The organism is Pseudomonas sichuanensis, assembly GCF_003231305.1.
GTDB classification, from domain to species: domain Bacteria; phylum Pseudomonadota; class Gammaproteobacteria; order Pseudomonadales; family Pseudomonadaceae; genus Aquipseudomonas; species Aquipseudomonas sichuanensis.
Window position 1 is genome coordinate 155,936 of sequence record NZ_QKVM01000004.1, and the last position, 14,107, is coordinate 170,042.

Annotated in this window: 12 protein-coding genes; 10 read left to right on the forward strand and 2 right to left on the reverse strand. The window is 65.2% G+C overall.

Going from position 1 to position 14,107, the window contains the following annotated elements:
* The first annotated feature begins 2 nt into the window (after nt 1–2).
* The 7 genes from DM373_RS03695 (at nt 3) to DM373_RS03725 (ending at nt 8,483) form a co-directional block, all read left to right on the forward strand.
* On the forward strand, nt 3–1,253 hold the full coding sequence (locus tag DM373_RS03695; RefSeq protein WP_110992277.1) for a sarcosine oxidase subunit beta family protein: 1,251 nt from the start codon (nt 3–5) through the stop codon (nt 1,251–1,253).
* A gap of 16 nt (nt 1,254–1,269) precedes the next feature.
* On the forward strand, nt 1,270–1,605 hold the full coding sequence (locus DM373_RS03700) for a sarcosine oxidase subunit delta (RefSeq protein WP_110992278.1): 336 nt from the start codon (nt 1,270–1,272) through the stop codon (nt 1,603–1,605).
* Complete coding sequence (locus tag DM373_RS03705; RefSeq protein ID WP_110992279.1) at nt 1,602–4,616, forward strand: sarcosine oxidase subunit alpha; 3,015 nt, start codon at nt 1,602–1,604, stop codon at nt 4,614–4,616. Before DM373_RS03700 ends, DM373_RS03705 begins: the two co-directional genes overlap by 4 nt.
* 143 nt (nt 4,617–4,759) lie before the next feature.
* Nucleotides 4,760–5,392, forward strand: a complete 633-nt coding sequence (locus DM373_RS03710; RefSeq protein WP_110992280.1) for a sarcosine oxidase subunit gamma — start codon at nt 4,760–4,762, stop codon at nt 5,390–5,392.
* A 13-nt stretch (nt 5,393–5,405) separates the two neighbouring features.
* Nucleotides 5,406–6,263: a formyltetrahydrofolate deformylase gene (gene purU, locus DM373_RS03715; protein ID WP_110992281.1), complete on the forward strand. Its 858-nt coding sequence runs from the start codon at nt 5,406–5,408 to the stop codon at nt 6,261–6,263.
* A 272-nt stretch (nt 6,264–6,535) separates the two neighbouring features.
* Nucleotides 6,536–7,735 (forward strand): formaldehyde dehydrogenase, glutathione-independent, encoded by a 1,200-nt coding sequence (fdhA, locus tag DM373_RS03720; RefSeq protein WP_054903621.1) that lies wholly within the window; start codon nt 6,536–6,538, stop codon nt 7,733–7,735.
* A 175-nt stretch (nt 7,736–7,910) separates the two neighbouring features.
* A complete protein-coding gene (locus DM373_RS03725) occupies nt 7,911–8,483 on the forward strand; it encodes a DUF2780 domain-containing protein (protein ID WP_110992282.1) in 573 nt (190 codons plus the stop codon).
* Nucleotides 8,484–8,586: 103 nt separating this feature from the next.
* Here the strand turns inward: DM373_RS03725 and DM373_RS03730 are convergent, their stop codons facing one another.
* Nucleotides 8,587–9,936, reverse strand: a complete 1,350-nt coding sequence (locus DM373_RS03730) for an APC family permease (protein WP_110992283.1) — start codon at nt 9,934–9,936, stop codon at nt 8,587–8,589.
* Between the two features lie 207 nt (nt 9,937–10,143).
* Nucleotides 10,144–11,031 (reverse strand): acyltransferase, encoded by an 888-nt coding sequence (locus DM373_RS03735; RefSeq protein ID WP_110992284.1) that lies wholly within the window; start codon nt 11,029–11,031, stop codon nt 10,144–10,146.
* Between the two features lie 182 nt (nt 11,032–11,213).
* Here DM373_RS03735 and rloA2 point away from each other — a divergent pair, with 182 nt between their 5' ends.
* The 3 genes from rloA2 to creC all read left to right on the forward strand — a co-directional run bounded on the left by rloA2 (nt 11,214) and on the right by creC (nt 13,989).
* The gene (gene rloA2, locus DM373_RS03740; RefSeq protein ID WP_110992285.1) at nt 11,214–11,714 is read left to right on the forward strand and encodes a retropepsin-like aspartic peptidase RloA2; all 501 of its coding nucleotides are present in this window, start codon (nt 11,214–11,216) and stop codon (nt 11,712–11,714) included.
* Between the two features lie 161 nt (nt 11,715–11,875).
* The gene (gene creB / locus DM373_RS03745) at nt 11,876–12,556 is read left to right on the forward strand and encodes a two-component system response regulator CreB (RefSeq protein WP_110992286.1); all 681 of its coding nucleotides are present in this window, start codon (nt 11,876–11,878) and stop codon (nt 12,554–12,556) included.
* Nucleotides 12,556–13,989, forward strand: coding sequence for a two-component system sensor histidine kinase CreC (creC, locus tag DM373_RS03750; RefSeq protein WP_110992287.1), 1,434 nt, complete (start codon nt 12,556–12,558; stop codon nt 13,987–13,989). The genes creB and creC overlap by 1 nt, the downstream gene beginning before the upstream one ends.
* Nucleotides 13,990–14,107: the final 118 nt, after the last annotated feature.

The window sequence follows — 14,107 nt, forward strand, 5'->3', positions numbered from 1 at the left end:
CCATGCAACGCTACTCGGGCTTCGGCCTCTTCAAACACTCCCTCAGCCACCACGAGAACTGGCAGCGCATGTGGCGCACGCCAACCCCTAAAAAGGTCTACGACGTGGTCATCGTCGGCGGTGGCGGCCATGGCTTGGCCACCGCCTACTACCTGGCCAAGGAGCACGGCATCACCAACGTCGCGGTGATCGAGAAGGGTTACCTGGGCGGCGGCAACACCGCCCGTAACACCACCATCGTGCGTTCCAACTACCTGTGGGACGAGTCGGCGCACCTGTACGAGCACGCCATGAAGCTGTGGGAGGGCCTGTCCCAGGACCTCAACTACAACGTGATGTTCTCCCAGCGCGGCGTGTACAACCTGTGCCACACCCTGCAGGACATCCGCGACTCCGAACGCCGGGTCAACGCCAACCGCCTCAACGGCGTCGATGGCGAGCTGCTCAATACTGCCCAGGTCGCGGCCGAGATCCCCTACCTGGACTGCTCGAAGAACACCCGCTACCCGATCCTCGGTGCCACCGTGCAGCGCCGTGGCGGCGTGGCCCGTCACGATGCCGTGGCCTGGGGCTTCGCCCGTGCCGCCGACGCCCTGGGCGTGGACCTGATCCAGCAGACCGAAGTGATCGGCTTCCGTAAAGAGAACGGCGCCGTGATCGGCGTGGAAACCAACAAAGGCTTCATCGGCGCCAAGCGCGTCGGCGTGGTCACCGCCGGTAACTCCGGGCACATGGCCAGGCTCGCGGGCTTTCGCCTGCCGCTGGAATCGCACCCGCTGCAAGCCCTGGTATCGGAGCCGATCAAGCCGATCATCGACAGCGTGATCATGTCCAACGCCGTGCACGGCTACATCAGCCAGTCCGACAAGGGCGACCTGGTGATCGGCGCCGGTATCGACGGCTGGGTCGGCTACGGCCAGCGCGGCTCGTACCCGGTGATCGAACACACCCTGCAGGCCATCGTCGAGATGTTCCCCAACCTCTCGCGCGTGCGCATGAATCGCCAGTGGGGCGGCATCGTCGACACCTCGCCGGACGCCTGCCCGATCATCTCCAAGACCCCGGTCAAGAACATGTTCTTCAACTGCGGCTGGGGCACCGGCGGCTTCAAGGCCACCCCGGGCTCGGGCAACGTGTTCGCCGCGAGCCTGGCCAAGGGCGAAATGCACCCACTGGCCGCGCCGTTCTCCATGGACCGTTTCTACAACGGTGCGCTGATCGACGAACACGGCGCTGCTGCCGTCGCCCACTGACCCGGAGACAACCGTCATGTTGCATATTTTCTGTCCCCACTGCGGCGAGCTGCGCTCCGAAGAAGAATTCCACGCTTCCGGCCAGGCCCACATCCCGCGCCCGCTGGACCCGGCCGCCTGCTCCGACGAGGAGTGGGGCACCTACATGTTCTTCCGCGACAACCCGCGCGGCATCCACCACGAGCTGTGGGACCACGTTGCCGGCTGCCGCCAGTACTTCAACGTCACCCGTGACACCGTGACCTACGAAATTCTGGAAACCTACAAGATCGGCGAGAAGCCTCAAGTCACCGCTGCCGGCAAGCAGAGCGCGGCATCCGCGACCGCCAAGGGCCAAGGGGAAAAAGTATGAGCCAGACCTATCGCCTCGCCAGCGGCGGCCGTATCGACCGCAGCAAGGTGTTGAACTTCACCTTCAACGGCAAGACCTACCAGGGCTATGCCGGCGACAGCCTGGCTGCCGCCCTGCTGGCCAACGGCGTCGACATCGTCGGGCGCAGCTTCAAGTACTCGCGCCCCCGCGGCATCATCGCCGCCGGTTCCGAAGAGCCGAACGCCATCCTGCAGATCGGCTCCAGCGAAGCCACCCAGATCCCCAACGTGCGTGCCACCCAGCAGGCGCTGTACGCAGGCCTGGTCGCCACCAGCACCAACGGCTGGCCGAACGTCAACAACGACGTCATGGGCATCCTCGGCAAGGTGGGCGGCAGCATGATGCCGCCGGGCTTCTACTACAAAACCTTCATGTACCCGAAATCGTTCTGGATGACTTACGAGAAGTACATCCGCAAAGCCGCAGGCCTTGGCCGTGCGCCACTGCAGAACGATCCGGACAGCTACGACTACATGAACCAGCACTGCGACGTGCTGATCGTCGGCGCCGGCCCCGCTGGCCTGGCCGCCGCCCTGGCCGCCGCCCGCAGCGGCGCCCGGGTGATCCTGGCCGATGAACAGGAAGAGTTTGGCGGCAGCCTGCTCGACACCCGCGAAACCCTCGACGGCAAGCCCGCCGCCGACTGGGTCAACGCCGTGGTCAAAGAACTGGAAAGCCTGCCGGAAGTGACCCTGCTGCCACGGGCCACGGTCAACGGCTACCACGACCATAACTTCCTGACCATTCACGAGCGCCTCACCGACCACCTCGGCGACCGCGCCCCGATCGGCCAGGTGCGCCACCGCGTGCACCGCGTGCGCGCCAAGCGCGTGGTGCTGGCCGCCGGCGCCCACGAGCGCCCGCTGGTGTACGGCAACAACGATGTGCCGGGCAACATGCTGGCCGGCGCCGTGTCCACCTATGTACGCCGCTACGGTGTAGCGCCGGGCCGCAAGCTGGTGCTGTCGACCAACAACGATCACGCCTACCGCGCCGCGCTCGACTGGCACGACGCCGGCCTGCAAGTGGTCGCCATCGCCGACGCCCGCCACAACCCGCGTGGTTCGCTGGTTGAAGAAGCGCGTGCCAAGGGCATCCGCATCCTCACCTCCAGTGCCGTGGTCGAGGCCAAGGGCAGCAAGCATGTCACCGGCGCCCGTGTGGCCGCCATCGATGTGCAGGCACACAAGGTCACCAGCCCAGGCGAGACCCTCGAGTGCGACCTGATCGCCACGTCCGGCGGCTACAGCCCGATCGTCCACCTGGCTTCGCACCTGGGCGGTCGCCCGGTATGGCGTGACGACATCCTCGGCTTCGTGCCGGGCGATGCGCCACAGAAACGCGAATGTGTCGGTGGTATCAACGGCGTCTACGCCCTCGGCGACGTGATTGCCGATGGTTTCGAAGGCGGCGTGCGCGCAGCTACCGAAGCGGGCTTCAAGGCCACCGTCGGCACCCTGCCGAAAACCGTGGCGCGCAAGGAAGAGGCCACCGTGGCGCTGTTCCAGGTGCCGCACGACAAGGGCAGCAAAGGGCCGAAGCAGTTCGTCGACCAGCAGAACGACGTCACCGCCGCCGGTATCGAACTGGCCACCCGCGAAGGCTTCGAGTCGGTCGAGCACGTCAAGCGCTATACCGCGCTGGGCTTCGGCACCGACCAGGGCAAGCTGGGCAACATCAACGGCCTGGCCATCGCCGCCCGTTCGATCGGCATCACCATCCCGGAAATGGGCACCACCATGTTCCGCCCCAACTACACGCCGGTGACCTTCGGCGCGGTAGCGGGCCGTCACTGTGGCCACCTGTTCGAGCCGGTGCGCTTCACCGCCCTGCATGCCTGGCACGTGAAGAACGGCGCCGAGTTCGAGGACGTCGGCCAGTGGAAGCGCCCGTGGTACTTCCCTAAAGCCGGTGAAGACATCCACGCCGCCGTGGCCCGCGAGTGCAAGGCCGTGCGTGACAGCGTCGGCCTGCTGGACGCCTCCACGCTCGGCAAGATCGACATCCAGGGGCCGGATGCGCGCGAGTTCCTCAACCGCATCTACACCAACGCCTGGACCAAGCTCGACGTGGGCAAGGCCCGCTACGGCCTGATGTGCAAAGAGGACGGCATGGTCTTCGACGACGGCGTGACCGCCTGCGTCGGTGACAACCACTTCATCATGACCACCACCACCGGCGGCGCCGCCCGTGTGCTGCAGTGGATGGAGCTGTACCACCAGACCGAATGGCCGGAGCTGAAGGTGTACTTCACCTCGGTCACCGACCACTGGGCGACCATGACCCTGTCCGGCCCCAACAGCCGCAAGCTGCTCAGCGAGCTGACCGACATCGACATGGACAAGGAAGCCTTCCCGTTCATGACCTGGCAGGAAGGCAAGGTCGGCGGCGTGCCGGCCCGGGTGTTCCGCATCTCGTTCACCGGCGAGCTGTCGTACGAGGTGAACGTGCAGGCCAACTACGCCATGGGCGTGCTGGAGCAGATCGTCGAGGCTGGCAAGAAGTACAACCTGACCCCGTACGGCACCGAGACCATGCACGTGCTGCGTGCCGAGAAGGGCTTCATCATCGTGGGCCAGGACACCGACGGTTCGATGAACCCGGACGACCTGAACATGAGCTGGTGCGTGGGCCGCAACAAGCCGTTCTCGTGGATCGGCCTGCGTGGCATGAACCGCGAAGACTGCCTGCGCGACAACCGCAAGCAGCTGGTGGGCCTCAAGCCGGTCGACCCCAAGGTGTGGCTGCCTGAGGGCGCCCAGCTGGTGTTCGACCCCAAGCAACCGATCCCGATGGACATGGTCGGCCACGTCACCTCCAGCTACGCGGCCAACTCCCTGGGCTATTCGTTCGCCATGGGTGTGGTCAAGGGTGGCCTCAAGCGCATGGGCGAGCGGGTGTATTCGCCACAGGCCGATGGCAGCGTGATCGAGGCGGAAATCGTCTCCGCGGTGTTCTTCGATCCGAAGGGTGAGCGGCAGAACGTCTAAGGCTCCGGCTGACAACACCGGACACTGTGGGAGCGGGTTTACCCGCGAATGCGATGCTGGCTTTACCGCCGCATTCGCGGGTAAACCCGCTCCCACAGGTTCGGTGTCCGCTCTGACCCACAAGAATTCAAGGCAGGTAAGAAATGAGCGCTATCAACGTCTTCCAGCAAAACCCCGGCCCTGATGCCAAGGCTCAGTCGCCACTGCACCACGCCGACCTGGCCAGCCTGGTCGGCAAGGGCCGCAAGAACGCAGGCGTGACCCTGCGCGAGAAGAAATTCCTCGGCCACCTGACCCTGCGTGGCGATGGCCACGACCCGGCCTTCGCCGGCGCCGTGCACAAGGCCCTGGGCCTGGAGCTGCCGGTGGCCCTGACCGTGGTCGCCAACGGCGACATGTCGCTGCAGTGGATGGGGCCGGACGAGTTCCTGCTGATCGTTCCCGGCGGCCAGGAAGTGGAAGTCGAGAACAAGCTGCGTGCAGCCCTCGACGGCCAGCACATCCAGGTGGTCAACGTCAGCGGCGGGCAGACCCTGCTCGAGCTGCGCGGCCCCAACGTGCGCGACGTGCTGATGAAATCCACCAGCTATGATGTACACCCGAACAACTTCCCGGTGGGCAAGGCCGTGGGCACCGTGTTCGCCAAGTCGCAACTGGTGATCCGCCGCACCGCCGAAGACACCTGGGAGTTGATGATCCGCCGCAGCTTCTCCGACTACTGGTGGCTGTGGCTGCAGGACGCATCGGCCGAATACGGCCTGGCCATCGAAGCCTGAAGGAGTACACAGCATGAGTCGGGCACCGGACACCTGGATTCTCACTGCCGACTGCCCGAGCATGCTCGGCACCGTCGATGTGGTGACGCGTCACCTCTACGAGCAGCGCTGCTACGTCACCGAGCACCATTCCTTCGATGATCGGCTGTCGGGGCGGTTCTTCATTCGCGTGGAGTTCCGTGCCCCGGACGGTTTCGACGAGGACGGCTTTCGGGCCGGCCTTGCCGAGCGCAGCGAAGCCTTCGGCATGGCCTTCGAGCTGACCGCACCCCATCATCGCCCCAAGGTGGTGATCATGGTGTCCAAGGCCGACCACTGCCTGAACGATCTGCTGTACCGCCAGCGCATCGGCCAGCTGGCCATGGACGTGGTGGCGGTGGTGTCCAACCACCCCGACCTCGAACCCTTGGCCCATTGGCACAAGATCCCTTACTACCACTTTGCCCTCGACCCCCACGACAAACCGGCGCAAGAGCGCAAGGTGCTGGACGTGATCGAGCAGACCGGTGCCGAGCTGGTGATCCTCGCCCGCTACATGCAGGTGCTGTCGCCCGAGCTGTGCCGGCGCCTGGATGGCTGGGCGATCAACATTCACCACTCGTTGCTGCCGGGGTTCAAGGGCGCCAAGCCGTATCACCAGGCCTACAACAAGGGCGTGAAGATGGTCGGGGCCACCGCGCACTACATCAACAACGACCTGGACGAAGGGCCGATCATTGCCCAGGGCGTCGAGGTGGTGGACCACAGCCATTACCCCGAGGACTTGATCGCCAAGGGGCGCGATATCGAGTGCCTGACCCTGGCGCGGGCGGTGGGGTATCACATCGAGAAACGGGTGTTCTTGAACGCCAATCGCACCGTCGTTCTCTGAGTTAACTCCATCGCGGGGCAAGCCCGCTCCCACGCAGTGAACGGCCCCCCAAGCCAACCCTTGGGAGCAGTCCACCGAGCGTGGGAGCGGGCTTGCCCCGCGATGCTTTTTGCGACAGCCCTGCGCCGCAAACAGGCATCCCCCTGTCGCAACCAGTCACTGCGACATCCCCCATCAGGCCCACAATTCCTGCATTCCAGAAACACATGCCGCCCATGGATGGCGGCGCTTCAACCAACGCTGCATAAATACAAATCAAGCGAGGTAAGAGCATGTCTGGCAATCGTGGAGTGGTGTATCTCGGCGCTGGCAAGGTCGAAGTACAGAAGATCGACTACCCGAAAATGCAGGACCCGCGCGGCAAGAAGATCGAACACGGCGTCATTCTCAAGGTGGTTTCCACCAACATCTGCGGCTCCGACCAGCACATGGTCCGCGGCCGCACCACTGCCCAGGTCGGCCTGGTACTGGGCCACGAAATCACCGGTGAAATCGTCGAGATGGGGCGTGACGTCGAGCGCCTGAAGATCGGCGACCTGGTGTCCGTGCCGTTCAACGTCGCCTGCGGCCGCTGCCGCTCCTGCAAAGAGATGCACACCGGCGTCTGCCTCACCGTCAACCCGGCCCGAGCCGGCGGCGCCTACGGTTACGTCGACATGGGCGACTGGACCGGCGGCCAGGCCGAATACGTGCTGGTGCCGTACGCCGACTTCAACCTGCTGAAACTGCCTGACCGCGACAAGGCCATGGAAAAGATCCGTGACCTCACCTGCCTGTCCGACATCCTGCCGACCGGTTATCACGGTGCCGTGACTGCCGGCGTTGGCCCAGGCAGCACCGTTTACGTCGCTGGCGCTGGCCCGGTCGGCTTGGCAGCGGCTGCCTCGGCTCGCCTGCTGGGCGCCGCCTGCGTGATCGTCGGCGACCTCAACCCGGCCCGCCTGGCCCACGCCAAGTCCCAGGGCTTCGAGGTGGTCGACCTGTCCAAGGACACCCCGCTGCACGAGCAGATCGTCGACATCCTCGGTGAGCCCGAAGTGGATTGCGCCGTCGATGCCGTAGGCTTCGAGGCCCGTGGCCATGGCCATGAAGGCGCCAAGCATGAAGCGCCGGCCACCGTGCTGAACTCGCTGATGCAAGTTACCCGTGTGGCCGGCAGCATCGGTATCCCTGGCCTGTACGTGACCGAAGACCCGGGCGCGGTCGACGCCGCCGCCAAGATCGGCGCGCTGAGCATCCGCTTTGGCCTCGGCTGGGCCAAGTCGCACAGCTTCCACACCGGGCAAACCCCGACCATGAAGTACAACCGCCAGCTGATGCAGGCGATCATGTGGGACCGCATCAACATCGCCGAAGTGGTGGGCGTGCAGGTGATCAACCTCGACCAGGCGCCGGAAGGCTATGGCGAGTTCGATGCCGGCGTGCCGAAGAAATTCGTGATCGACCCGCACAAGATGTGGGGCGCGGCGTAACGGATGTGAAGTGAAAAGAGCCCCTCTTGCCGAGGGGCTTTTTCATGCCTGCTTGAGCCATGCTGCGAGGTATCGTCCAACCCGAACTGCGCCGACAATCGGCCCGGAACAAAGGTTCAAACCCCCAGTCAAACCCCTCGTTTCCCGGCCATTCCGGCCGACGAGGTCCCTCCCGATGAAAGCAGTCACCCTGGCAACCCTGATGACCCTGGCCGCAAGCCCGGTGTTCGCCTTCAACCTCAGCGACGTCGCCAACGCGGTATCCGCCACGCAAAACCAGGAGCAGGGCGCCCAGGTGCAGGCGCCTGCGGCCCAGGCCAACCTGCTCAACACCTTGGGCAGCGAGTTGAAGATCACCCCCGAGCAGGCCATCGGCGGCGCCGGGGCGATGCTGGGGTTGGCGCGCAACAACCTCAGCGGCGATGACTATGGCCAGTTGACCAAGGCCGTGCCGGGGCTGGACTTGCTGTCGGGTGCCAGTGCATTGGGCGGGTTGAGCGGCCTGGGGCAGCTGCTGGGCAACGGCAAGACCGACTCGCCGCTGGGCAATGCGCTGGGTGGTGAGGTGCAGAACCGCAACGACCTGGACACCGCGTTCAAGGCGCTGGGCCTGGATACCGGGATGATCGGGCAGTTTGCGCCGTTGATCCTGCAATACCTGGGGCAGCAGGGGATTGCCGGGTCGTTGCTGCAGAACCTGGGGAATTTGTGGGCAACGCCGGCGCCGTTGGCCCAGCCATCGGTCTAATCGCCCGACGCGGCCCCTGTGGGAGCGGGTTTACCCGCGAAGGCGGCGGTGCATTCACCCTCGCATTCGCGGGTGAACCCGCTCCCACAGGCGCTATGTTCCTTCAAACGGCTTCGGTGAAATCCACCAGGCGTACCGGCTTGCGAAAGCCCGCCGTAAGCGCGGCCAGGTAAGCCAACCCCAGGGCAAACCAGCACAACCCGATCACCAGCGTCAGCGCCGACAGGCTGGTCCACAGCCACAGGGTCAGGCCCAACCCCACCAGTGGCACCGCGCCGTAGCGCAGCAACCCCTTGAGGTTGCGATGCGCGCTTTCGTTCACCAGGTGCGTCTTCACCACCGCCAGGTTCACCGCCGAGAACGCCACCAGCGCGCCGAAGCTGATCAGCGAGGCCAGGGTGGCCAGGTCGATCACCAACGCCAGCAGCGAGAACGCCGACACCAGCAGGGTGGCGAACACCGGGGTGCCGAAGCGTGGCGACAGATAGCCGAAGCTGCGTTGCGGCAGCACACGGTCGCGGCCCATGGTGAACAGGATGCGCGACACCGCCGCCTGCGAGGCCAGCGCCGAGCCCAGGCTGCCGGCGACGAAGGCGGCGGTGAAGAAGTTGGCGAGGAACTGCCCGCCGGCCTTGAGCATCACTTCGTTGGCCGCCGCATCGGCGTTGGCGAAGTGGCTGCCCGGCAGCACCAGCTGGCTGACATAAGCCAGCACGGTGAACAGCACACCGGCGCCCAGGGTGGTGAGGATGATCGCCCGGGGCACGTCGCGGCGGGCGTCCTTGCACTCTTCGGCCAGGGTGGAGACAGCGTCGAAGCCGAGGAACGACAGGCACAGCACCGCCGCCCCCGCCATCAGCGCGCCGAAGCCCGGCGCACTGCCATCACCGCGCAATGGCGCCAGCAAATCCACCGGCTGCCCGGCCAGGCCCTGCCACGACAGGGCGACGAACACCCCGATGAAGACAATCTGCGCGCCGACGATCAGGTTGCTGGTCTTGGCCACCGAGTGGATGCCGATCACGTTGAGCACCGTCACCAGGGCGATCGAGGCCAGCACGATGGCCCAGGCCGGGATGGCCGGGAAGGCGATGTTGAGGAACAGCCCGATCAGCAGGTAGTTGATCATCGGGATGAACAGGTAGTCGAGCAGCAGCGACCAGCCGGCCAGGAAGCCCACGTTGGGGCCGAAGGCCATGTTGGTGTAGGAGTACGCCGAACCCGCGACGGGGAAGCGCCGGACCATGAAGCTGTAGGAGGTGGCGGTGAACAGCATGGCCAGCAGGGTGACCAGGTAGGCACCGGCAGTGCGGCCACCGGTGAGCTCGGTGACGATGCCGTAGGTGGTGAAAATGGTCAGCGGGACCATGTACACCAGGCCGAAGAACACCAGGGCGGGCAGGCCCAGGACACGGCGCAGTTGCGCGGGGGCGGAGCAAGGTTGGGTTGCCATCGATCAATCCTGGCTTTTTTGTAGTTGTGGTTGATCGATTTTTATCCACCAGGGTGGCTGGTGACAAACAAAGAGTTGCTAATGTCGATTATTAATCTGGATTTTAATCGGGAATATGTTGTGATTTGGCGGGCCTTATCGCGGGGCAAGCCCGCTCCCACGCAAGAAATTCGATCGGCGTGGGAGCGGGCTTGCCCCGCGATGGCTTCAACGCATCTCTGCCCGCAGTTCCTCGATGCGCTGGTCCTTCTCCACCCATAGCTGGTTCACCCAGCTCTGCACCGTCTGGCGAAACACCGGATCGTTCTCGTAATCGCCCGCGCACAGCGCCGGGTCCAGCTCACGCACGCGAATGTCGATGATCACCCGGCTGATGCTGCCGTTGAGCAGGTCCCAGAACCCCGGGGCCTTGTTGCCCGGATAGACGATGGTCACGTCCAGCAACGCATCGAGCTGCTCGCCCAGCGCCGCCAGCACAAAGGCCACGCCGCCGGCCTTGGGTTTGAGCAGGTGGCGGTAGGGCGACTGCTGCTGGGCATGCTTGGCCTGGGTGAAGCGGGTGCCTTCGAGGTAGTTGACCACGGTCACCGGCTGGCGCTTGAACAGCTCGCAGGCGGCCTTGGTGATTTCCAGGTCCTTGCCCCTGAGCTCCGGATGCTTGTCGAGGAAGGCCTTGCTGTAGCGCTTCATGAACGGGTAGTCCAGCCCCCACCAGGCCAGGCCCAGCAGCGGCACCCAGATCAGCTCCTTCTTGAGGAAGAACTTGAAGAACGGCACGCGGCGGTTGAGGCTTTCGATCAGCGCGGGGATATCGACCCAGGTCTGGTGGTTGCTGATGCACAGGTACGAGGTGTCCTGGCGCAGGGTGTCGACGCCGCGCACCTCCCATTGGGTGGGGATGCACAGGGCGAAGATGGCCTTGTCGACTTCCGACCAGCTTTCGGCCATCCACATCACCCCGGCGGAGGCATAGTCGCGCCCGCGCCCTGGCAGCACCAGCTTGAGCAGGGCGAAAACCAGCAGCGGGCCGATCATCACCAGGGTGTTGAGCAGCAGCAGGGTGGTGGTGAGCAGGCCAGTCAACAGGCGACGCATAAGGGAACTCTTGTTGTGTGAAAGGTACGGGCGGCAATGATAAGCAGCCCGGGGGCCTACGCCAAACGTCGTACGTCCATTAAGTGGCACAAATGTTTCACATTGTGTTGTTTAACCTGTGGCAACGAACCTATCCTGCCCGCGCAGTCTAAGCACTGACCCCTCTCAAGGAAGCCTGCCCCGTGAAACCCTTGCTTGCCCTGCTGTCCCTGTTGGCGCTGCCGGTCATGGCCGCCGAGCCCACGCTCTACGGCCGTTACGAGAACATCAAGTTGCCGGAGCTCGGCCAAACCCTGAAAGCCAAGATGGACACCGGTGCCTACACCGCGTCGTTGTCGGCCAAGGACATCGAGCTGTTCACCCGTGACGGCCAGGAGTGGGTGCGCTTTCGCCTGGCGACCAAGGACGCCGATGGCAAGGTCTACGAGCATGAAGTTTCGCGCATCAGCAAGATCAAGAACCGCGCCGACGAGGACGAGGAGGGTGATGCCCCCGAGTTGTCCCGCCGCCCGGTGGTCGACCTGGAGCTGTGCCTGGGTGACGTGAAGCGCACCGTGGAGGTCAACCTGGTCGATCGCAGCAACTTCAACTATCCGTTGCTGGTCGGCGCCAAGGCTTTGAAGAAGTTCAAGGCGGCGGTGAACCCGGCGGAGAAATTCACCGCGGGCAAGCCGAGCTGCTGATTCGATAGGCCATCTGTGGGAGCGGGCTTGCCCCGCGATAGCGTCAGGCCAAACGACGCCATCGCGGGGCAAGTCGGAGCGCCGAACCGCCGCTCCCACGATTGCGCATTCACAGGCCGATGCTGCAAAGTCCAGCCTCCCACCCAGCAAGGCCGGACGCCATGCCCCACATCCTCATCGTCGAAGACGAATCCGCCATCGCCGACACCCTGGTCTACGCCCTGCAGGCCGACGGCCACAGCACCGAATGGGTGACCCTGGGCAGTGCCGCGCTCGAGCAGCAGCGCCTGCGCCCGGCCGACCTGGTGATCCTCGACATTGGCCTGCCGGACATCAGCGGCTTCGAAACCTGCCGCCAACTGCGCCGCTTCACCGAGGTGCCGGTGATGTTCCTCAGCGCCCGCGACGCCGAGATCGACCGCGTGCTGGGCCTGGAAATCGGTGCCGACGACTACGTGGTCAAACCGTTCAGCCCGCGCGAAGTGGCGGCCCGGGTAAGGGCGATCCTCAAGCGCATGGCGCCACGCAGCGAGCCGGCCACGGACGCCACGCCGTTCCAGCTCGACAGCCTGGCCATGCGTATCGTCTATCGCAGCCAGGCGCTGGCGCTGACCCGCCACGAATTCCGCCTGCTGCAATGCCTGCTCGAACAACCGCGGCGGGTGTTCAGCCGCGAGCAATTGCTCGATGGCCTGGGCGTGGCCTCGGACGTGGGCTACGAACGCACCATCGACAGCCATATCAAGAGCCTGCGCGCCAAGCTGCGCCAAGTGGCCGCCGACGCCGAACCGATCCAGACCCACCGCGGCCTGGGCTACAGCTATAGCCCGGAGCACGCCTGATGCGCCTGGGGATTCGCATCTTCCTGGTGTATTTCCTGTTCGTCGGGCTGGCCGGTTATTTTCTGCTCAATACCGTGCGCGAGCAGATCCGCCCGGTGGTGCGCCAGTCCTCCGAGGAAACGTTGGTGGACACTGCCAACCTGCTGGCGGAAATCCTGCATGACGACGTCAAGCAGGGCACCCTGAACCAGAGCCGCCTGTCGCAGGTGCTGAAGTCCTACGGCGAGCGCCGCCCCAGCGCGCAGATCTGGGGGCTGGCGAAGAACCAGGTCAGCCACCGTATCTACGTCACCGACGCCAAGGGCATCGTGCTGCTCGATTCCAGCGGCCAGGCCCTGGGCAAGGACTATTCGCGCTGGAACGATGTCTACCTCACCCTGCGCGGGCAGTACGGCGCGCGCTCGACGCGCAGCGACCCGGACGACGAAAGCACCTCGGTGATGCACGTGGCGGCGCCGATCCTCGATGACGGGCAGATCATCGGCGTGGTGACGGTGGCCAAGCCCAACAGCTCGCTGCAGCCCTACATCGACCGCTCCGAACAGCGCCTGCTGACCCTCGGGCTGGGGTTGATCGTGCTCGGCCTGTTGGTCGGCGCGGCGCTGTCGTGGTGGCTGACCCGCTCGCTGCGCCGGCTCACCCACTATGCCCAGGCGGTCAGCGAAGGTGAGCGCGCCGCTTTGCCGCACTACAAGGGCGGCGAGCTGCAGCAGTTGGCCACGGCGGTGGAGCGCATGCGCACGCAGCTGGAAGGCAAAGCTTATGTCGAGCGCTACGTGCACACCCTTACCCATGAGCTGAAGAGCCCGTTGGCGGCAATCCGCGGTGCTTCGGAGCTGCTCCAGGGCGCCATGCCGGATGAGCAGCGGGCGCGCTTCGCCGGCAATATCGAGCGCGAGAGCGAGCGCCTGCAGCAGATGATCGAGCGCCTGCTCAACCTGGCCCGGGTCGAGCAGATGCAGGCGCTGGAGGACGAACAGCAGGTGGCGTTGGCGGCGCTGGTCGATGAATTGCTGCTGGCCCATGGGGCGCGTATCGACAATGCCGGCTTGCAGGTGCGCCAGCGGGTGCCGGTGGATATCCGCCTGTGGTGCGACCCGTTCCTGATGCGCCAGGCGCTGGCCAACCTGTTGGACAACGCCCTGGACTTCACCCCGCAGGGCGGCGCCTTGCTGTTCGAGCTGGAGCGCGAGGGCGAGCGGGTGGCGCTGAGCCTGTTCAACCAGGGGCAGGCGATTCCCGAGTACGCGCTGGGGCGGGTGAGCGAGCGGTTCTATTCACTGCCAAGGCCGGATACCGGGCGCAAGAGCACCGGGCTGGGGCTGAACTTCGTCGCCGAGGTGATGCAGCTGCATGGCGGCTCGCTGGCGGTGGACAACGTCGAGGGTGGGGTGCGGGTGCGGCTCTGGTTGCCGGTGCGCCGCTTCAGCTAACGCGTGGGAGCGGCGGTGCGCCGATGCGACTTGCCCCGCGATGAGGCCCGATCAGGCAGTGAAGTTGCCCGGGCTGGCCTCATCGCGGGGCAAGCCCGCTCCCACAACATGCAATCTC